The sequence below is a fragment of the Stenotrophomonas sp. MYb57 genome (assembly GCF_002966815.1).
In the GTDB taxonomy this organism is placed as follows: domain Bacteria; phylum Pseudomonadota; class Gammaproteobacteria; order Xanthomonadales; family Xanthomonadaceae; genus Stenotrophomonas; species Stenotrophomonas indicatrix.
Genome location: NZ_CP023271.1, coordinates 1,844,325 through 1,862,744 on the forward strand (window position 1 = coordinate 1,844,325; position 18,420 = coordinate 1,862,744).

19 protein-coding genes and 4 tRNA genes are annotated in these 18,420 nt (G+C 66.5%); 11 read left to right on the forward strand and 12 right to left on the reverse strand.

Features of this window, described 5'->3' with window-relative positions; all coding sequences use genetic code 11:
• Positions 1-508: 508 nt before the first annotated feature.
• The 10 genes from CLM74_RS08510 to CLM74_RS08555 form a co-directional block, all read right to left on the reverse strand.
• A tRNA-Arg gene (locus CLM74_RS08510) sits at positions 509-585 on the reverse strand.
• Between the two features lie 32 nt (positions 586-617).
• Positions 618-694, reverse strand: a tRNA-Arg gene (locus CLM74_RS08515).
• Positions 695-752: 58 nt separating this feature from the next.
• A tRNA-Arg gene (locus CLM74_RS08520) sits at positions 753-829 on the reverse strand.
• On the reverse strand, positions 820-1,746 hold the full coding sequence (locus CLM74_RS08525) for an alpha/beta fold hydrolase (RefSeq protein WP_105163847.1): 927 nt from the start codon (positions 1,744-1,746) through the stop codon (positions 820-822). Before CLM74_RS08525 ends, CLM74_RS08520 begins: the two co-directional genes overlap by 10 nt.
• Positions 1,743-2,552, reverse strand: a complete 810-nt coding sequence (gene thiD / locus CLM74_RS08530; RefSeq protein WP_025879449.1) for a bifunctional hydroxymethylpyrimidine kinase/phosphomethylpyrimidine kinase — start codon at positions 2,550-2,552, stop codon at positions 1,743-1,745. The genes CLM74_RS08525 and thiD overlap by 4 nt, the downstream gene beginning before the upstream one ends.
• Before the next feature lie 313 nt (positions 2,553-2,865).
• Positions 2,866-3,534 carry a YoaK family protein gene (locus CLM74_RS08535; protein WP_059063786.1) on the reverse strand — a complete coding sequence of 223 codons (669 nt, stop codon included), beginning with the start codon at positions 3,532-3,534 and terminating at the stop codon, positions 2,866-2,868.
• Positions 3,535-3,544: 10 nt separating this feature from the next.
• Entirely contained in the window at positions 3,545-4,051 is a 507-nt protein-coding gene (locus CLM74_RS08540) for a hypothetical protein (RefSeq protein ID WP_099783589.1), read from the reverse strand.
• A complete protein-coding gene (locus CLM74_RS08545; RefSeq protein WP_025879446.1) occupies positions 4,048-5,448 on the reverse strand; it encodes a PhoH family protein in 1,401 nt (466 codons plus the stop codon). Before CLM74_RS08545 ends, CLM74_RS08540 begins: the two co-directional genes overlap by 4 nt.
• A gap of 84 nt (positions 5,449-5,532) precedes the next feature.
• On the reverse strand, positions 5,533-6,012 hold the full coding sequence (locus tag CLM74_RS08550) for a peroxiredoxin (protein WP_025879445.1): 480 nt from the start codon (positions 6,010-6,012) through the stop codon (positions 5,533-5,535).
• Positions 6,013-6,103: 91 nt separating this feature from the next.
• The gene (locus CLM74_RS08555) at positions 6,104-6,664 is read right to left on the reverse strand and encodes a glycine cleavage system protein R (RefSeq protein WP_025879444.1); all 561 of its coding nucleotides are present in this window, start codon (positions 6,662-6,664) and stop codon (positions 6,104-6,106) included.
• Positions 6,665-6,828: 164 nt separating this feature from the next.
• Here CLM74_RS08555 and dapA point away from each other — a divergent pair, with 164 nt between their 5' ends.
• Both dapA and CLM74_RS08565 read left to right on the forward strand, forming a co-directional pair.
• Positions 6,829-7,722 carry a 4-hydroxy-tetrahydrodipicolinate synthase gene (dapA, locus tag CLM74_RS08560; protein ID WP_025879443.1) on the forward strand — a complete coding sequence of 298 codons (894 nt, stop codon included), beginning with the start codon at positions 6,829-6,831 and terminating at the stop codon, positions 7,720-7,722.
• Positions 7,723-7,754: 32 nt separating this feature from the next.
• Positions 7,755-8,270 carry a hypothetical protein gene (locus CLM74_RS08565; protein ID WP_105163848.1) on the forward strand — a complete coding sequence of 172 codons (516 nt, stop codon included), beginning with the start codon at positions 7,755-7,757 and terminating at the stop codon, positions 8,268-8,270.
• Between the two features lie 488 nt (positions 8,271-8,758).
• Here the strand turns inward: CLM74_RS08565 and fdxA are convergent, their stop codons facing one another.
• Complete coding sequence (gene fdxA / locus CLM74_RS08570) at positions 8,759-9,082, reverse strand: ferredoxin FdxA (protein ID WP_005409054.1); 324 nt, start codon at positions 9,080-9,082, stop codon at positions 8,759-8,761.
• A 186-nt stretch (positions 9,083-9,268) separates the two neighbouring features.
• Here fdxA and CLM74_RS08575 point away from each other — a divergent pair, with 186 nt between their 5' ends.
• A complete protein-coding gene (locus CLM74_RS08575; RefSeq protein WP_105163849.1) occupies positions 9,269-10,693 on the forward strand; it encodes a sugar porter family MFS transporter in 1,425 nt (474 codons plus the stop codon).
• A 461-nt stretch (positions 10,694-11,154) separates the two neighbouring features.
• Here CLM74_RS08575 and CLM74_RS08580 read toward each other — a convergent pair.
• Positions 11,155-11,229: transfer RNA gene (locus tag CLM74_RS08580), tRNA-Glu, on the reverse strand.
• 49 nt (positions 11,230-11,278) lie between these two features.
• On the opposite strand from CLM74_RS08580, the gene pcnB reads away from it, so the two are divergent.
• The 8 genes from pcnB (at position 11,279) to CLM74_RS08620 (ending at position 18,365) form a co-directional block, all read left to right on the forward strand.
• Positions 11,279-12,658 carry a polynucleotide adenylyltransferase PcnB gene (gene pcnB, locus CLM74_RS08585; protein ID WP_033830828.1) on the forward strand — a complete coding sequence of 460 codons (1,380 nt, stop codon included), beginning with the start codon at positions 11,279-11,281 and terminating at the stop codon, positions 12,656-12,658.
• 3 nt (positions 12,659-12,661) lie between these two features.
• Complete coding sequence (gene folK, locus CLM74_RS08590) at positions 12,662-13,147, forward strand: 2-amino-4-hydroxy-6-hydroxymethyldihydropteridine diphosphokinase (protein ID WP_099783595.1); 486 nt, start codon at positions 12,662-12,664, stop codon at positions 13,145-13,147.
• A 34-nt stretch (positions 13,148-13,181) separates the two neighbouring features.
• Positions 13,182-13,997 (forward strand): 3-methyl-2-oxobutanoate hydroxymethyltransferase, encoded by an 816-nt coding sequence (panB, locus tag CLM74_RS08595; RefSeq protein WP_025878796.1) that lies wholly within the window; start codon positions 13,182-13,184, stop codon positions 13,995-13,997.
• Complete coding sequence (gene panC, locus CLM74_RS08600; RefSeq protein ID WP_032977891.1) at positions 13,994-14,833, forward strand: pantoate--beta-alanine ligase; 840 nt, start codon at positions 13,994-13,996, stop codon at positions 14,831-14,833. Before panB ends, panC begins: the two co-directional genes overlap by 4 nt.
• Positions 14,834-14,905: 72 nt before the next feature.
• Positions 14,906-15,400, forward strand: coding sequence for a hypothetical protein (locus CLM74_RS08605; protein ID WP_105163850.1), 495 nt, complete (start codon positions 14,906-14,908; stop codon positions 15,398-15,400).
• 87 nt (positions 15,401-15,487) lie between these two features.
• Entirely contained in the window at positions 15,488-15,868 is a 381-nt protein-coding gene (panD, locus tag CLM74_RS08610; RefSeq protein WP_004153087.1) for an aspartate 1-decarboxylase, read from the forward strand.
• Positions 15,865-17,379, forward strand: a complete 1,515-nt coding sequence (pgi, locus tag CLM74_RS08615; RefSeq protein ID WP_088101380.1) for a glucose-6-phosphate isomerase — start codon at positions 15,865-15,867, stop codon at positions 17,377-17,379. Before panD ends, pgi begins: the two co-directional genes overlap by 4 nt.
• Positions 17,380-17,405: 26 nt before the next feature.
• The gene (locus CLM74_RS08620; protein WP_158684124.1) at positions 17,406-18,365 is read left to right on the forward strand and encodes a hypothetical protein; all 960 of its coding nucleotides are present in this window, start codon (positions 17,406-17,408) and stop codon (positions 18,363-18,365) included.
• The last annotated feature ends 55 nt before the right edge of the window (positions 18,366-18,420 follow it).

The window sequence follows — 18,420 nt, forward strand, 5'->3', positions numbered from 1 at the left end:
CTGTGGGGAGGCGGGGTGGGTCCGGTTGCGGGAGACGCCGTAAACCCGTCCATGGGGGCTTGGCCGCGGCATCCATGCCGCGGACACTCCCGCAACCGGACCCACCCCGCCTTCGACAGATTTTCGCGATCTGCCGGAATGGCATGGGGTCAGATCCGTTTTCCTGCGGAAAACGGATCTGACCCCGAGTTGAAATCGAATATTTCGAAATAGGAAGGAAGAGCATCCACGCATGGCGTGGATCTACTGCAGATCGCGGTGATCTGTCAGGGGCGGGGCGGTATGGGTAGGCAGGACCGTTGGCGCCATGGATGGCGCCATCGAGCCCCCATGGATGGGTTTACGGCGTGTCCTGCCTATCCATACCGCCCCGCCATCCCACGGAATGCCAGCTGTTGCTGTTGCTGTTGCTGTTGCTTGCGCAGTGGCTTCTGCAGGTGCAGGGCGCAGCCCTGCCAAAAAACACACATAAAAAAACAGCAGGCCGAGGCCTGCTGTTTCGGTGTAATGGTGCGCCCGGAGAGATTCGAACTCCCGACCGCCTGGTTCGTAGCCAGGTACTCTATCCAACTGAGCTACGGGCGCCAATTACATAAACTTGTTGTGTTGATCGTGTGTGGTGCGCCCGGAGAGATTCGAACTCCCGACCGCCTGGTTCGTAGCCAGGTACTCTATCCAACTGAGCTACGGGCGCGCGGTACACAATCAAATTTTACTGCACTTCCAGCGGCGGATGCTGAAGGTCTGTCGAGTGGTGCGCCCGGAGAGATTCGAACTCCCGACCGCCTGGTTCGTAGCCAGGTACTCTATCCAACTGAGCTACGGGCGCCCTGCGACAGGAGCGGAATTATGCGGATGTCGGCGCGAGTCGTCAACGCTTTTGTGAAAATTTTCACCCAACTGAATGAAAAACGCCTCTGCGACAGCCTCCGGGTGTTTCATCCACGCGAAGTGATCGGCCTGCGTACCCAGCTCCTGCGCAGAAAGCACCCGTAATTCCGAGGCGACATTCGGCAGTTTCGCCAGCAGCGCCTGCATTGATCCGCTCGGCGCCAGCCAATCGTCTTCCATCAGCACCGCCTGCGCACTGCCGTGCACGCGCGCCATCTGCGCATCCAGGTCCTCGTCCATGGCTGCGGCGGCGTAGTGATTGCTCAGCCCTACGCGTGCCCAGTCGGCGATCAGTCCGCGTGCTTCGGTGCCGCCGAAACCGAGCCGGCGCCCGTGCAGCACGCCCTGGCGCCGCGCGATCCACGGCAGGAAGCGATAGAACAGTGGCAGCAGCCAACCGCGTGGTGGCGGGAACGTGCGCCAGAACGGTGTGCCGCTGGCGGCCAGCCACAATCGATCGAACGCCTGTGGCCGTCGTCCGGCGTGCACGCAGGCCAGCTGCCCGCCCAAGCTGTGGCCACCGATGATCCATGGCAGTACCTCCTGCGCGTCATCGGCATCGGCGAGCAGGGCCTGGCTGGCCGGCAGATCGTGGTCGAGAATCTGCCGGTAGCCCCAATCCTGGCTGCGCGACGGGCGCAGCGAACTGCTGCCATTGCCACGCCATTCGTGCAGGTAGACCGCCACGCCCCTGGCTGCAAGTGCCTGCGCCAGTGGTACGTAGTGGCGCGCGGCCACGCCCAGCGCCGGCAGCCACAACAGCCGTGCCAGCGGCTGTGCGGGCACGCAGGCGATCACGTCGAAACGGTGGCCATCGCCGCTGTTCACGGTGAGCGCGCGTGGCGAATCGCTCATGCGTGGGGCGCCGCGCCGAAGTGGTCCAGTACCAGCACCTCGCTGCGGCCGGGCGCATAGCCCTGCTGCAATCCGCGCGCTACGTAGTCGATGCCGGCTTCGCAGGCATTGGCCAGGCTCAGCCCGTTGCAGAGCTGCGCGGCGATGGCCGAGGCCAGCGTGCAGCCGGTGCCATGCGCATCCAGTGGCAGGCGGGCATGGATGAATTCTTCGCTGCTGACGCCGTCGAAGTAGCGGTCGACCACGCGGTTGCCTTCGTGCAGGTGCCCCCCCTTCAACAGCACTGCACCGGCGCCCAGATCAAGGAGCGAGGCGGCGGCCCGCTCTGCATCGTTGCCATTGGCGATGCTGCGGCCGACCAGCAGCTCCGCTTCGGGTGCATTGGGGGTGACCAGGGTGGCCAGTGGCAGCAGCCGTTGACGCATTGCCTGCAGCGCGCTGTCCTCCAGCAGGCGCGCACCGCTGGTGGCCACCATCACCGGGTCGAGCACCACGTGCGGTGGTCGATGGCGTTCCAGTGCATCGGCCACCGCGTGGATCACCTCGGCGTTGGCCAGCATGCCCAGCTTCACCGCGTGGATGTCGAAGTCGTCGAAGCAGGCTTCGATCTGCGCGCGCAGGAAGTCGATCGGTGGCACGTGCACGGCGCGGACGCCGCGGGTGTTCTGCGCGGTCAGTGCGGCAATCACCGACAGCCCATGCACGCGATGCGCGGCGAAGGCCTTCAGGTCGGCCTGGATGCCGGCGCCGCCGCCGGAGTCGGAGCCAGCGATGGTCAGGGCGGAAACAGGGGTGGTCGGGCTCATGCAGCGATTGTGCCGTGCTGCCTTGCCAGGGGGTAGTGCCGGCCGGGCTGCGCCCGGCACCGGCACAAGCAACAGCAACACCTGGAGCAACGGCGGCATGTGGAGGGATGCGGGGCGGTGTGGGCCTGCAGGACACGCCGTAGACCCGTCCGTGGGGGCTCGATGGCGCCATCCATGGCGCCAACGGTCCTGCATCCCCACACCGCCCCGCATCTGACGGCTTCCTGCGCAGTAGATCCACGCCATGCGTGGATATCGCGGAAAAGATCGGATGGACAACGTAGATCCACGCAATGCGTGGATGACGCCATGCTCAACGCCGCCAGCGCGCCCACTGCTGGTAGGACACATAGCCCAGCCCGGTCAGGCCGGTCAGCAGGGCAGGGGCCAGCAGGGCGTCGTATTGCCAGCGCACGAACAGCCAGGCGCCGATCACGCCGCCAGCAAGGAAGCCGCTGATGATCAGGCCGCTCAGGGTCAGGCGTCGTACCTGCAGCGGCAGTCCGCGCAGCAGGTGGCCGAGGCCGATGCCGAGATCGGTGAACATGCCGCTGAGATGAGTGGTGCGTACGACGGCACCACTGAAGGTGGTGGCCATCGCATTCTGCAGTCCGCAGGCCATCGCGGCCGCCAATGCGCCCCATATCTGATGCTGCTTGAACAGCGGAATGGCCGCCAGCAGCAACAGCGATTCCAATGCCAGCGCCACGCCGTAGCGCCGGCCGAGCTGCAGTGCGCTGTCCTGGATCAGCAGTCCGCTGACCATCGCGCCCAGCGAAAACGCGATCAGCAGCCCCCACAAATGGCCGACCGCGCGCCAGTCACCTTGCGCCAGTGCCATGCCAAGCTGGCTGGTGCTGCCGGTCATGTGGCTGACCGCCTGGTGTTCAAAACCGAGGAAGCCAACCACATTGACCATGCCGGCCACGCACGACAGGGCGACCGCGCCGATCCAGACCCAGGTGGGCAGGCGGATTCCCATGGCAGGCCCCTCAGGGCCCGCCGAAGCCGCCGTTGAACTGCAGCTCGCTGAAGGTCCCGCTGGCCGGGTCGAAGACCGCGCCCCAGAACTGCGCGCCGCCATCGCAGACCCGCACCGCTTCGCGGGCGGGCCGGAGGCTGTTGTTTTCAGGCAGATGGAACGCGTTGATGTAGATCACCTGCTTTCCGTCCAGCTCGATGCCGACGTACTGGCGATCGAAATCCAGCACGTGCGGCACCTGGGCTTCCAGCGATGCCAGCTTCGCTTCCAGCTGGTCCACCTGCTGCCGGCTCGGTGCCCAGTAGCCGCTGACCCGCCCGGCCTCGCGGCCGGGGCTGGGGCGCGAGCAGGTGTCGAGCACCTGCGCGGCGATGATCGGGCGGGTGACCACCCAGGACTGGCCACTGCGTTCTGTGGTCGGCACGCTGGCCGGTCCCTGCGTGGTCGCGCAGGCACCGAGCAGCGTGGCAATGGCGACCGCCAGCGATGGCAGCAGCAGACGGGTGCAGCGGTTCACAACACCTCCGAGGCGTAATCGGCCAGCCGCGAGCGTTCACCGCGACGCAGCGTGATGTGCGCGCTGTGCGGCCAGTTCTTGAAGCGGTCCACGGCGTACGTCAGGCCCGACGTGGTTTCGGTCAGGTACGGGGTGTCGATCTGTTCGACGTTGCCCAGGCAGACGATCTTGGTTCCGGGACCGGCACGGGTGATCAGCGTCTTCATCTGCTTGGGGGTCAGGTTCTGCGCCTCGTCCAGGATCAGGTAACGCGACAGGAACGTACGGCCGCGCATGAAGTTCATCGAGCGGATCTTGATGCGGCTGGCGAGCAGGTCGTTGGTGGCCTGGCGGCCCCAGGTGCCGCCTTCCTGGTTGTGCGTCAGCACTTCCAGGTTGTCGGTCAGCGCGCCCATCCACGGCGTCATCTTCTCTTCCTCGGTACCGGGCAGGAAGCCGATGTCCTCGCCGACGCTGACCGTGGCGCGGGTCATGATGATCTCGCGGTAGCGCTGCTGGTCCATCGTCTGCGCCAGGCCGGCGGCCAGTGCCAGCAGGGTCTTGCCGGTGCCGGCGGTACCGAGCAGGGTGACGAAGTCGATCTCCGGATCCATCAGTGCGTTGAGTGCGAAGTTCTGCTCGCGGTTGCGCGCGCTGATGCCCCACACGGCATGGCTGCCGTGGCGGAAGTCATCGACCAGCGACAACACCACCTTGCCATCGCCGACGATCCTGCTGACGCGCAGCTCGACTTCGTCTTCGCCCGGCAGGTACACGTACTGGTTCGGGTACCACTCTTCGCCGTCCTGGGCGAGGATTTCGTAGTGCGTGCGGCCCTTGTCGCTCCAGCTGCGCAGATCCTCGCCGTGGCGCTTCCAGAAGTCTTCCGGCAGCTCGGTGGCGCCGGTGTAGAGCAGGCTGAAATCGTCCAGCGCGCGGTCGTTCTCGTAGTCTTCCGAGACGATGCCGGCGATGGCCGCCTTGATGCGCAGGTTGATGTCCTTGGAGACGAACACCACCGGGATCTCCGGTGTTTCTTCCTTCAGCGCCAGGATCGCGCCGAGGATGGCGTTGTCCGGGATGACCTTGCCAAAGCTCTTGCCCGCGTCGAAATGGCTGGTCTGGAAGCGCAGCAGGCCCACGCTCTGCTTGCCGCGCAGCTGCAGGCCCTGCGGCCGCTGCAGCGGAATGCCCTCGGCCAGGTTGTCCAGGCCCGAAGCCTGCACCAGTTCGTTGAGGAAGCGGCTGACCTGGCGGGCATTGCGGCTCGCTTCGGTCGTGCCCTTCTTGCCGTTGTCCAGCTCCTCGATCACCTGCATGGGCAGGTAGACATCGTGCTCCTCGAATTTGAACAGCGCGGTGGGATCGTGCATCAGCACGTTGGTATCCAGCACGTAGATGCGCTTGCCTCGGGTCATCATCGGTTCCTGGTTACGGACAGGGAAAAACCACCACGGCCTGCTGCAGGGCAGGGTGGTGGCGGACAAAGTGGGCGATGGGACTCACTTGGACTGATTGGCCTTCAGTTCGGCGAGGACGGCGTCGGCATGGCCGGCGACCTTGACCTTGCGCCATGACTGCACGATGCGGCTGTCGGGGGAAATCAGGAAGGTGCTGCGCTCGATGCCACGTACCTGCTTGCCGTACATGTTCTTCATCTTGATCACGTCGAAGGCGCTGCACAGCGCTTCGTCGGCATCACTGACCAGCGGGAACGCGAAGCCCTGCTTGGCACAGAAGTTGTCGTGGGATTTCACCGAGTCGCGGGAGACGCCAAGCACGACCGCGCCCGCCTTCTGGAAGTCGGGCAGCAGTGCGTTGAAGTCGATGCCCTCGGTGGTGCAGCCCGGGGTGCTGTCCTTGGGGTAGAAGTACAGCACCAGCCACTGGCCGGCGTAATCGCCGAGGGTGGCCTGGGCGCCGCCGGACAGCGCCAGCGGCAGGGAAAGGGTGGTGCTGTCCAGGGTATCGCCGTTGTTCATGAGGTCCTTCTGTCGAGCCTGGGTTCTTTCTACGACAATTGCATGAAACGCCACGCGCCCGTGAGGAGCGCGCGAAGAATCAGGGTTTCAATCAGAACTTCATCGGGTCCATGATCGCGTCCAGGTTCAAGTGGTCGCAGAACTCGAGGAAATCATCGCGCAGGGCGGCGATATGCATGTTGGCCGGTACGCCGATGGTGACCTGTGCGCTGAACATTTCCGCACCGGTCTGCATGGCGCGGTAGCGCGTGCTCTGCAGGGTCTCGATGGTGATGCCCTGGCGGTCGAAGAAATCGGCCAGCTGGAACAGGATGCCCGGCTTGTCGGCGGCGATCACCTCGACGATGTACGGCAGCAGGTTGGACTGCGCCTGCTTGGCTTCGGTGCGATACCACACCAGCTTCAGGCCTTCCTCGCGCTCGAGCCGGGTCAGCATCGCTTCCAGCTTGGCGACCGAATCCCAGGAGCCGGTGGCCAGCGCGGTCACCGAGACATCGCGGCCCACGGTGGCCAGGCGTGCATCCACCAGATTGCACCCGCTGTCGGCGATGCGGCGGGTGACGGACAACAGGGGGGACTCCGGATGCGTCGTATAGGCGTTGATCAGGAGGTGGTTTTCGCTCGGCGCTGGGCGCGGGGTGGTGTCGGTCAAGGCGATTCCGGGTAATGCATGCGTTAGTCTGAATGCCCGCCAGAGGCGGGGATCCACCGGTGTCCAGCATACTTGCCCGTGCTTTCGCGCCGCAAGTAACATTCAGAACGCCCGCGCCCTTCCGTGGCGGACGTTTTCCCTCCCCAGCCAAGAGCAACACGTCCTTGTCCCTTTCCGGCCTCATCACCGCGCTGGCGACCCCCTTCCGGGCCGACGGCGCACTCGACCCCGACGGTTGGCAGCGCCTGCTGCACCTGCAGCTGGAGGGCGGCGTCCAAGGCGTTGTCGTTGCCGGCTCCACCGGCGAGGCAGCCACCCTGTCCGATGCGGAGTACGACCAGCTGCTGGCCAGCGCGGTCGAACGCATCGCCGGCCGCGTTCCGGTCCTGGCCGGTACCGGCCTGTCCGGCACCGCCAAGACCATCGAACAGACCCGCCGTGCTGCCGCGCTTGGCGCCACCCACGCGCTGGTGGTCACCCCGCCGTACGTGCGGCCGACCCAGGCTGGCCTGATCGCGCATTACCGCGCGGTCGCCGACCAGGCCGGAGTGCCGGTGGTGCTGTACAACGTGCCCGGCCGCACCGGCTGCGACATGCTGCCGGAGACCGTGGCCGAGCTCGCCAGCCATCCGAACATCGTCGGCATCAAGGAAGCGGTGGGCGACACCGGCCGCGTGCGGGCACTGCTGGACCTGCGCAGCCCGACCTTTGCTGTGCTGACCGGCGATGACGGCACGGCCGCACGTTCGATCCAGGCCGGCATGGACGGTCTGATCTCGGTCGGTTCCAACGTGCTGCCCGGCGCCTATCGCCGGATGTGCGACCTGGCCGCTGCCCGCGACCACGAAGCCGTTGAATCCTGGGACGCTCGCCTGCAGCCGTTCCATGACTTCTGCGGTGTCGAATCCAACCCGATTCCGGTCAAGGCGCTGTTGCGTCGGATCGGCATCGGTCACGATCTGCGCCTGCCGCTGCTGCCGCTTTCGGCCGCACACGCGCCTGCCGCCGACCATCTCGCCGGCGATATCGCCGCCCTCGAAGCCCTTTCCAGCCACTGACCTTCCGTCTTGGTCTGATCCAGGAGATTCACATGCGCCAATCCGTTTCCGCCGTCCGCGTGCTGTCCTTCGCGCTCCTTGCCGTGGCCACCGCAGCCGGCACCACCGGTTGCTTCAAGCGTGGCGTCAAGGGCGACTACGCTCTGGCCCCGGAAGTGCGTCCGCTGGAAGTGCCGCCGGACCTGAACCTGCCGGCAGGCGCCGGCAACAACCAGGTACCGACCCTGAGCTCGGCGACCAAGCCGGCCACCCCGGCCGCCGCCACCCCCGCCGTCAGCGCCACCGGTTTCACCATTGCCGGCAGCAAGGATGAAGCCTTCGCCAAGGTCGGTACCGCGCTGGAAGGCGTGGAAGGCCTGACCATCGCCACGCGCGCGCAGCTGCTGGGTTCGTACGACGTGGCCTATGAAGGCAGCAACTTCCTGGTCCGTGTGGTCGCCGTCGACGCTGGTGCCTACATCTCCGCGGTCGACCCGCGTGGCCTGCCGGCCACCGCCGAAGCCCCGGTGAAGCTGATTGCCGCGCTGAAGGCCAAGCTGGCCCCGTGATGGCCGGTTGGGCGGGTGCGGACCCTGCGGGTTCGCACCTGCCGTGGTAGAGGCCGACCCTGGTCGGCGCCTTTGTGCCAACCAAGGTTGGCAGCTACCAGGGCCAGGGCCAGAACGGAAAAGGGCGCCCTGGGCGCCCTTTTCATTGCCTGCGGGTTCGCACCTGCCGTGGTAGAGGCCGACCTTGGTCGGCGCTTTTGTGCCAACCAAGGTTGGCAGCTACCAGGGCCAGAACAGGAAAGGGCGCCCTGGGCGCCCTTTTCATTGCCTGCGGGTTCGCACCTGCCGTGGTAGAGGCCGGCCCTGGTCGGCGCCTTTGTGCCAAGCAAGGTTGGCAGCTACCAGGGTCAGGGCCAGAACGGAAAAGGGCGCCCTGGGCGCCCTTTTCATTGCCTGCTGGTTGGTACCCGTCGTGGTAGGGACCGACCTTGGTCGGCGCCTTTGCGCCAACCAAGGTTGGCAGCTACCACGGCCATGGTGCCTGCGCCTCAGCGCTCCAGCAGCTTCAGCTTGTCCGGCTTGCCATCCCACTCACCGGCGTCGGCCGGCGGGTCCTTGCGCACGGTCAGCACCGGCCATTCCTTCGCCAGTTCTGCATTGAGGGCGACGAAACCTTCCTGGCCGGCGGGAACATCGTCTTCCGGGAAGATCGCGTTGACCGGGCACTCGGGTTCGCAGAGGGTGCAGTCAATGCACTCGTCCGGGTCGATCACCAGGAAGTTCGGGCCTTCGTGGAAGCAATCCACGGGACACACTTCCACGCAATCGGTGTGTTTGCACTTGATGCAGTTTTCGGTGACGACAAATGGCATGGGTAGAGGGCGAATCGCTTTCTGAACCTGCCAATTCTAGAACAGGTTGGCCCCCGGTGTCGGTTGCCGTGTGAAAGTGGGGCGGATGGGCGGCCCGGAGGCCCATTTGGCGGCGTGCCCGCCCTGTGCGACGCTGCCAGGGCCGCCGGCCCGCTTCGGTCGGCCCCCTTCCTTGCAGGATCCTTCATGTCGCCAGTCCAGCCCGGTGCCGCCTCCAACGGCGGTGAGAACACTGCCTTCATCGTCCTGATCAGTTGCGCCGCCACCCTCGGCGGGTTCCTGTTCGGCTTCGATAGTGGCGTCATCAATGGCACCGTCGATGGCCTGCGCCAGGCCTTCAACTCCAGCGAGGCCGCGCTCGGCTTCGAGGTCGCCTCGATGCTGCTGGGGTGCGCGATCGGCGCGTTCGTGGCCGGTTGGCTTGGCGATCGGCTGGGACGTCGCGGCGTGCTGATCGTGGCGGCCGTGATGTTCCTGGTGTCGGCGCTGGGCGCCGGCGCTGCACATGCCTCCTGGTTGTTCGTCTGCGCACGCGTGCTCGGCGGGTTCGCTGTCGGTGCGGCCAGCGTGATGTCGCCGGCCTACATCGCCGAAGTCGCCTCTGCGCGCTATCGCGGCCGGCTGGCGACCGTGCAGCAGATGGCGATCATCTGCGGCCTGTTCGCAGCGTTCCTCAGCAACTATCTGCTGGCCCGGGCGGCGGGTGCGTCGACCGAGCCGCTCTGGCTGGGGCAGGAAGCCTGGCGCTGGATGTTCTGGATGCAGGCACTGCCGTCGCTGCTGTTCCTGCTGTTGTTGCTGGTGATCCCGGAAAGCCCGCGCTTCCTGGTGATGAAGGGCCGGCAGGCGCAGGCGAGGGCGGTGCTTGGCCGGTTGTACGGCGAACGTGCCGCGGTGAACAAGCAGGCCGAGATCGAAGCCAGCCTGGCCCAGGACCAGCACAAGCCGCGATTCGGCGACCTGGTCAACAAGGCCACCGGCAAGCTGCGCCCCATCGTCTGGGTCGGCATCGGCCTGGCGATGTTCCAGCAGCTGGTCGGCATCAATGTGGTGTTCTATTACGGCGCGGTGCTGTGGCAGGCGGTGGGTTTCTCGGAAAGCGATGCGCTGCTGATCAACGTCCTGTCCGGTGCGCTGAGCATCGGCGCCTGCCTGCTGACGGTGGTGCTGATCGATCGCATCGGCCGCAAGCCGCTGCTGTGGGTCGGTTCGGTCGGCATGTCGGTGGCCCTGGTGCTGATGGTGGTGGCCTTCGCCAGCGGCAGCCTGGCCGAGGGGCGCCTGCAGCTGTCCGACGGCATGGGCCGGTTGGCGCTGGTAGCGGCCAACGTCTATGTGGTGTTCTTCAACATGTCGTGGGGCCCGGTGATGTGGGTGATGCTGGGCGAGATGTTCCCGAACCAGATCCGCGGCCCGGCGTTGGCCGTGGCCGGTGCGGCGCAGTGGACCTCGAATTTCGCGATCACCGTGACCTTCCCGATGCTGCTGGCCGGCATCGGCCTGGCCGGTGCGTACGGCATCTACACCGTGGCCGCGATCCTCTCGATCATCTTCGTCGTCCGCTACGTGCGCGAGACCAAGGGCAAAGAGCTGGAGCAGATGGAAGGCTGATGGCTTGGCCTGAGTTTCAGCGCCTCCCTGTTCCGAGGGGAGGCGGCAGGCCAGCCGCTCCAGGACACGCCGTATACCCATCCATGGGGGCTCGATGGCGCCATCCATGGCGCCAACGGTCCTGGAGCGGCTGGCCTGCCGCCTCTCGACAGATCGCGGGTGGCGGACACACGCAAGCGCGTCCGGGCTGATCTGCTGCGGAGGAGCGAGGCTGTTCTTGATCTTGCCGCCGGCGCGGGAATTGTCAGGAGGGGGCGGGCCACCCTGTCCTGGACCGTTGGCGCCATGGATGGCGCCATCGAGCACCATGGATGGGCTTTTGCGTGTCCAGGACAGGGTGGCCCGCTCCCTCCCTCGCAGGAACAAGGAGGCGCTCAAGCGACCAGTCCCGTCGGCGACACGATTCCGGAATACAGAAAAGCCCGCACAAGGCGGGCTTTTTCGGTTCCTGCTGCGGCGACTGGTGCTCCCTAGGGGACTCGAACCCCTGTTTTAGCCTTGAGAGGGCCACGTCCTAACCACTAGACGAAGGGAGCAGTGTGTCGCTGCCGGTGCAGGAGCGCTAGTATATGCACCTCGATGCCATTGGGCAATCCCGAAACTTCAACCGGAAGCGCCAACATCATTTCCTCTGCTACATCACCGTTCAGCCTGCGCGTCATCCCGCGCGACCAGCACACGATCTCCCGCAAGGACATCAGCCCGAACGCTTTGCGCGTGCTTTATCGACTGCGCGATGCCGGCTTCGGCGCCTACCTTGTCGGCGGCGCGGTGCGCGATCTGCTGGTCAATGGCCAACCCAAGGATTTCGACGTGGCCACCGATGCCACGCCCGAACAGGTCAAGCAGTTGTTCCGCAACTGCCGCCTGATCGGCCGCCGTTTCCGCCTGGCCCATGTTGTGTTCGGCCGCGAGATCATCGAAGTCGCCACCTTCCGTGCCAACATCGATGACGGCAGCGGCGACCGCGAGATGGAAAACGGCATGCTCGTGCGCGACAACGTGTACGGCAGCATCGAAGACGACGCCATCCGCCGCGACTTCACCTGCAATGCCCTGTATTACGCCATCGAGGACTTCTCGGTGCGTGACTACACCGGCGGCTTCGAAGACGTGCAGGCACGCCTGATGAAGCTCATCGGCGACCCGGTGCAGCGTTACCAGGAAGACCCGGTGCGCATGCTGCGTGCGGTCCGCCTGGCGGCCAAGCTCGGCTTCCAGATCGAAGAGGGCACTGCCGCACCAATCCCGCAGCTGGCCGGCCTGCTCAACGAGGCCGCACCGGCGCGCCTGTTCGAGGAAGTCCTGAAGCTGTTCCTGTCCGGGCATGGCGTTGCCAGCTTCGAAGGACTGGAACGCTACGGCCTGTTCGACGTGCTGTTCCCGGAAAGCGCCAAGGCGCTGAAGTCGAACCGCACCGGCGCGCTGCGTCGCATGCTGGTCGAGGGCCTGGCCAACACCGATGCACGCGTGGCCAATGACGAGCCCGTGTCGCCGGCGTTCCTGTTCGCGCTGTTGCTGTGGCCGGCTTACTGCCGCGCACAGGCAACGCTGCTCAAGCAGGGCGTCGCACCGGAAGAGGCACAGCGTCGTGCCGCCGACCGTGTCACCGTGCAGCAGCTGAGCACCATTGCATTGCCGCGCCGTTTCTCGCTGCCGATGCAGGAGATCTGGCTGCTGCAGGCGCGCTTCAGTTCGCGCCAGCGCAAGCGCGTGATGCGCACGCTCAGCCACCCCCGTTTCCGTGCCGCCTTCGATTTCCTGGCCCTGCGCCAGGTGGCATCGGCAGAGCACGAAGCCGACGTCGCGTTCTGGCGCGAAGCGCAGGCGCAGTCCGGGCATGAGCTGGATTCGTCGCTGGATTCCCTGCACAGCGATGCCGGCGATGAGGAGGGTGGAGCGCCGCGCAAGCGTCGTCGTCGCCGTCGTCGTCCCGATGGCGCAGCTGCCGGTGCTGCCGAGTAATCCATGACCGGTGCCTGGATCGGGCTGGGCGCCAATCTTGGCGACGCAGCCAACACCGTCCGCGCGGCCATTGCCGCGCTGGACGAGCTGCCCGGAACCCGGCTGACGCAGGCCTCGCGGTTGTACGCGACGCCGGCATGGGGCAACGAGGACCAGCCACCGTTCGTCAACGCAGTGGCCTCGGTCGACACCGATCTGCCCGCCGTAGAGCTGCTGCAGGCCATGCTCGCGCTGGAGCAGCGCTTCGGCCGCGTACGTGATCCCGCCGTGCACTGGGGGCCGCGTGCGCTGGATCTGGACCTGCTGCTGTTCGGCGAGCTGGTGCTGGACCTGCCCGAGCTGAAGGTGCCGCATCCCTACCTGCACGAGCGTGCGTTCGTGTTGGTGCCATTGGCCGAAATCGCCGCCGATCTGGCCATTCCCGGCCACGGTCGCGTACGGGATGCAGTGATGCGGGTGGATGCCTGCGGGATCGCGCCGTTAGGGTGATAATGCCCGGGTTATCTCCCCCGGTTATCAGCACATGAGCACCCACGCAGACAGCAAGCCCTGGACCGTTCCCGCCCTGGCCGAGGCCAAGCGCAATGGCCAGAAGCTGGTCATGTTGACCGCCTACGACGCAGGCTTTGCCCGCACCTTCGATGCCAATGGCGTCGACCTGATCCTGATCGGCGATTCGCTGGGCATGGTCGTGCAGGGGCACGATTCGACCCTGCCGGTGACCGTCGCCGACATGGTCTATCACACGCGCGCAGTCGCCCGCGTGCTGCAGCGTGCGCTGCTGATCGCCGACCTGCCGTTCGGCGCCGATGCCACCCCGGAACGCGCGCTGGATGCTTCGCTGCAGCTGCTGCAGGCGGGTGCGGAGATGGTCAAGATCGAAGGCGCCGGCTTCAAGGTCGACATCATCCGCTACCTGGTCGAGCGCGAGATCCCGGTGTGTTCGCACCTGGGCCTGACCCCGCAGTCGGTGCTGCGCCTGGGTGGCTTCAAGATCCAGGGCCGTGGCGATGCCGCGCGCCAGCTGGTGGACGATGCCAAGGCCGTGGCTGAAGCCGGTGCCAGCATCATGGTGCTCGAATGCGTACCGACCCCGGTTGCCGCCGCCGTCACCGCCGCGGTGCCGGTGCCGACCATCGGTATCGGTGCCGGTCCGCAGTGCGACGGCCAGGTGCTGGTGCTGCACGATTTCCTCGGCCTGGACAGCGGCCACCGTCGCCCGAAGTTCGTCAAGGACTTCCTGGCTGAAGGCGGTTCGGTGGCCGGCGCCACCCGTGCCTACGCCGATGCCGTGCGCGATGGCAGCTTCCCCGACGAAGAACACGCGTACGCCCAATGATCCAGACCTTCAACGAACTCGGTGCGCTGCGCGCGCAGATCGCGCAGTGGAAGGGCGAGGGCCTGCGCGTGGCGCTGGTGCCGACCATGGGCAACCTGCATGGCGGGCACCACGCGCTGGTCACCCTGGCAAAGCAGTACGCCGACAAGGTGGTGGCCAGCATCTTCGTCAACCCGACACAGTTCGGGCCGAACGAGGATTTCAGTCGCTATCCGCGCACCCCCGAAGCCGATGTGGCCGGGCTGGAGCAGGTGGGCTGCGATGCGGTGTGGCTGCCCAGCGTCGAAGCGATGTACCCGCTGGGCGTGGACAAGACCACGCAGATGCATGCGCCTGGCGTCAGCGAGGTGCTGGAAGGCGCCAGCCGCCCGGGCCATTTCGATGGCGTGTGCACGGTGGTGGCGCGGCTGTTCCTGCAGGTACAGCCGGATGTGGCCGTGTTCGGCCGCAAGGACTACCAGCAGCTGGCGGTCATCAAGCAGATGGTGGCCGAGCTGTCGTTCCCGATCCAGATCGTCGGTGCCGAGATCGTGCGCGATGAGGATGGCCTGGCCAAGAGCTCGCGCAACCAATACCTCAGCGCCGAGCAGCGCCCCTTGGCGACCACCCTTCACCGCACCCTGCTGGGCATGCGCGAAGGCTATGTGGCCGGGCACGCGCGTGAACGCATCGAGGCCGACGCCGTCGCTGCGCTGCAGGCAGCGGGCTTCCAGGTGGATTACGCGGTACTGCGCACTCCGGAGCTGGCCGAGCCGAGTTTCGATGGCGGCGGCCGCGTGGCCCTGATCGCCGCGCGCCTGGGCACCACCCGGTTGATCGACAACCTGGAGTTCTGAACCGCCCCGCGCGGTTGTGCAGGGCGCCCGCAGCGGGCGCCCGTGTTCGCCGGACAAGGATGACCTGCCGATATGACCTCGTTTCCAGCCAGCCCCGGCCGCCGCGCCGTGGCGGCGATCCTGGCGGTGTTCGCCGCCGCGCTGCTGCCTTCGCTGGTGATCGGTGGCCTGATTGCCGGTCTCAGTCTCGGCCAGGAAGTGGCCACGGCCGCGCTGGCGGCCGCATTGATGTTCGTGCTGGCCTTCGCCCACGCCGTGGCGGTGCTGCTGCCGATGGGCCTGATCCTGCTGTCTTCCGGCCGCCTGCGCTGGGTCTGGTTCGCGCTGGTCGGGGCAGAGCTGGGCGCGCTGGCCATGGCCACCTGTGCCTGGCCCGACGGCTCTGGCGGCGCTCTGATGAGCCCGCTGTCCTCTGCGGGCAACTTCGACTGGGCCAGCTATGCCTTCTCGGTACTGGTGGCGGCCGGATTCGGCCTGATGGCCGGACTGGCGTTCCATGCCGTGTTCCGGGCCGTGCTGGCCGGTGCCGCGGCGCCATCGCCGGGCGCGCAGCAGCGCACCGGCTGAACGGTCTTCAGCATCCTGCGGCCGCTACCTGACGGTTGCCGCGTGGGTGCTAGAATCCGCTCTTTCCTTTGCCGTTGCAGCGCCCCCATGCACCTGTCCCTGCTCAAGACCAAGATCCACCGCGCCACCGTCACCCATTCCGAGCTGAACTACGAAGGCTCCATCGCCATCGATGACAACCTGCTGGCTGCCACCGGCATCCGTGAGTTCGAGCAGGTGCACATCTGGGACGTGACCAACGGTGCGCGCTTCTCGACCTATGCGATCCGCGCCGAAGCCGGCAGCGGCGTCGTCTCGCTCAATGGTGGCGCCGCGCGCCACGTGCAGGTCGGTGACATCATCATCATTGCCGCCTTCGCCAGCATGACCGAGCAGGAAGCCGACAGCTTCAAGCCGAAGCTGGTGTACGTGGATGGCAACAACCAGATTTCCCACACCAACGACACGATCCCGACCCAGGCCGCATGACAACGAACAACGGATTCGACTCGCTGCATTCCCACGCCCAGCGCCTGAAGGGCGCAAGCATTCCCGGCCTGCTCGCCGCCGAACCCGGCCGTGTACAGGACCTGGCGCTGCGGGTCGGTCCGTTGTATGTCAACTTCGCCCGGCAGAAATACGATGCCGCAGCGTTGCAGGCGCTGTTGGCGCTGGCTGCCGAACGTGATGTCGGCGGCGCCATCACGCGCCTGTTCCGTGGCGAGCAGGTCAACCTGACCGAAGGCCGCGCTGCGCTGCATACCGCGTTGCGCGGTGATGTAGTCGATGCGCCGGTGGCGGCCGAGGCCTATGCCACCGCGCGCGGCATCCGCCAGCGCATGGGCGTGCTGGTGCGCGCGCTGGAAGACAGCGGCGTGACCGATGTGGTCAGCGTCGGCATTGGCGGTTCCGATCTCGGCCCGCGACTGGTCGCCGATGCGCTGCGACCGGTCACAGGCGCACGCCTGCGCGTGCATTTCGTGTCGAACGTGGACGGCGCCGCCATGCAGCGCACGCTGGCCACGCTGGATCCGGCGAAGACCGCCGGCATCCTCATTTCCAAGACCTTTGGTACCCAGGAAACCCTGCTCAACGGCCAGATCCTGCATGACTGGCTGGGCGGCAGCGACCGTCTGTACGCGGTCAGCGCCAATCCGGAACGCGCCGCCAAGGCCTTCGCCATTGCCGCCGATCGTGTGCTGCCGATGTGGGACTGGGTGGGCGGCCGCTATTCGCTGTGGTCGGCCGTCGGTTTCCCGATCGCACTGGCCATCGGCTTCGAGCGCTTCGAGCAGCTGCTGGAAGGTGCCGCGCAGATGGATGCGCATGCACTGGACGCGCCGTTGGAGCGCAACCTGCCGGTGCTGCACGGCCTGACCGACATCTGGAACCGCAATCTGCTGGGCCACGCCACGCATGCGGTGATGACCTACGACCAGCGCCTGGCGCTGCTGCCGGCCTATCTGCAGCAGCTGGTGATGGAAAGCCTGGGCAAGCGCGTGCAGCGCGATGGCCAGCCGGTCACCACCGACACCGTGCCGGTGTGGTGGGGCGGTGCGGGCACCGATGTGCAGCACAGCTTCTTCCAGGCGCTGCACCAGGGCACCAGCATCATCCCGGCCGATTTCATCGGCTGCGTGCACAACGATGATCCGTATACGGTCAACCACCAGGCGCTGATGGCCAACCTGCTGGCGCAGACCGAAGCACTGGCCAACGGCCAGGGCAGCGACGATCCGCACCGCGATTACCCGGGCGGCCGCCCGAGCACGATGATCCTGCTCGACGCGCTCACCCCGCAGGCGCTGGGCGCCTTGATCGCGATGTACGAGCACGCGGTGTACGTGCAGTCGGTGATCTGGAACATCAACGCTTTCGACCAGTTCGGTGTCGAACTGGGCAAGCAGCTGGCCAGTGGCCTGCTGCCGGCCCTGCAGGGCGAGGATGTCCAGATCAATGATCCGCTGACCCGTGAGCTGCTGGCTCAGCTGAAGGGCTGAGCGCGGCGCGCCGGATGCGTGCGTCGATGCACTGGCGCGACCTCGTTCGACGAAGGCAGCCCGGGGTGTGGGCGGGTCTGCACCTGACCGTGCAGGCCCCCGTGCGCCCTGCGCTTCTGGTTTCGGTCTGCCCGCCGGACCGGATACGGGTGGGTACCGAGGAACGCCCCATGTTGTGGGCGAGGGTGGAGCCCGACTATTTCGGTGTGGACCTGCTTCGCAGCGCCTCCCGGGCCTCGCCGGCGACCATTCCACCGATCACGGCTGCCGAGGTGCGGGCGTTGCATTCGGATGATCCGGTGCGGACTGCCGCAGCGTGGGCACGTCATTTCGCACAGGCCCTTACCCGTTCGGATCGATCTCCGCTGGCCCAGGGCGAATGGCTGCTGCAGCCGACGCTGCATGGCCTGGAGCGTGCGCGGATGCCGCTCACGCTCGCGTCAGATGCGCTGGCCCGACCGGCGGTGGATATCTTGGACTGGTCGAGCGTGACGCACGGCGAATGCCTGCCTCCCGTCCTGCTGCGGGCACCGTCTCTGGCCACGGCTGGGCGGGTCAAGGCCTGGGCCAGGCAGGCCCGGGCAGGATCACTGCCACCGGTGCTGCTGATGTGGGTCAGTGGCCTGCAGGCACACGTGGTGCTGGACGGACACGACCGGCTGCAGGCAGCCGTGCAGGAGGGCGCAGATGTGCCGGCGCTGGTTCTGCTGCGTCATGGCGAGCGGTGCGTGGATGAGCAGGGCCTGGCGCGCGCTGACATCATCGTCGAGCGGTCTGGCGGCGCGGACATGACAGTCGAGGCCCGCAACCGGCTGCTGCTCGATCTGTATAGCCCTGCGCGCGACGTCCTGCCCAGTCGGGCTGATCTGATGCGTGGTGGGGTGGATCAATGGGTTGCAGAAGTGGACGCCGAGGCCAGGCAGGGCGAGGATGTCCAGATCAATGATCCGCTGACCCGTGAGCTGCTGGCGCAGCTGAAGGGCTGACGCGGGCGGGGAATGCCGCCGGGCATGGCCCGGCGCTACCCTTCGTCATGCCGGT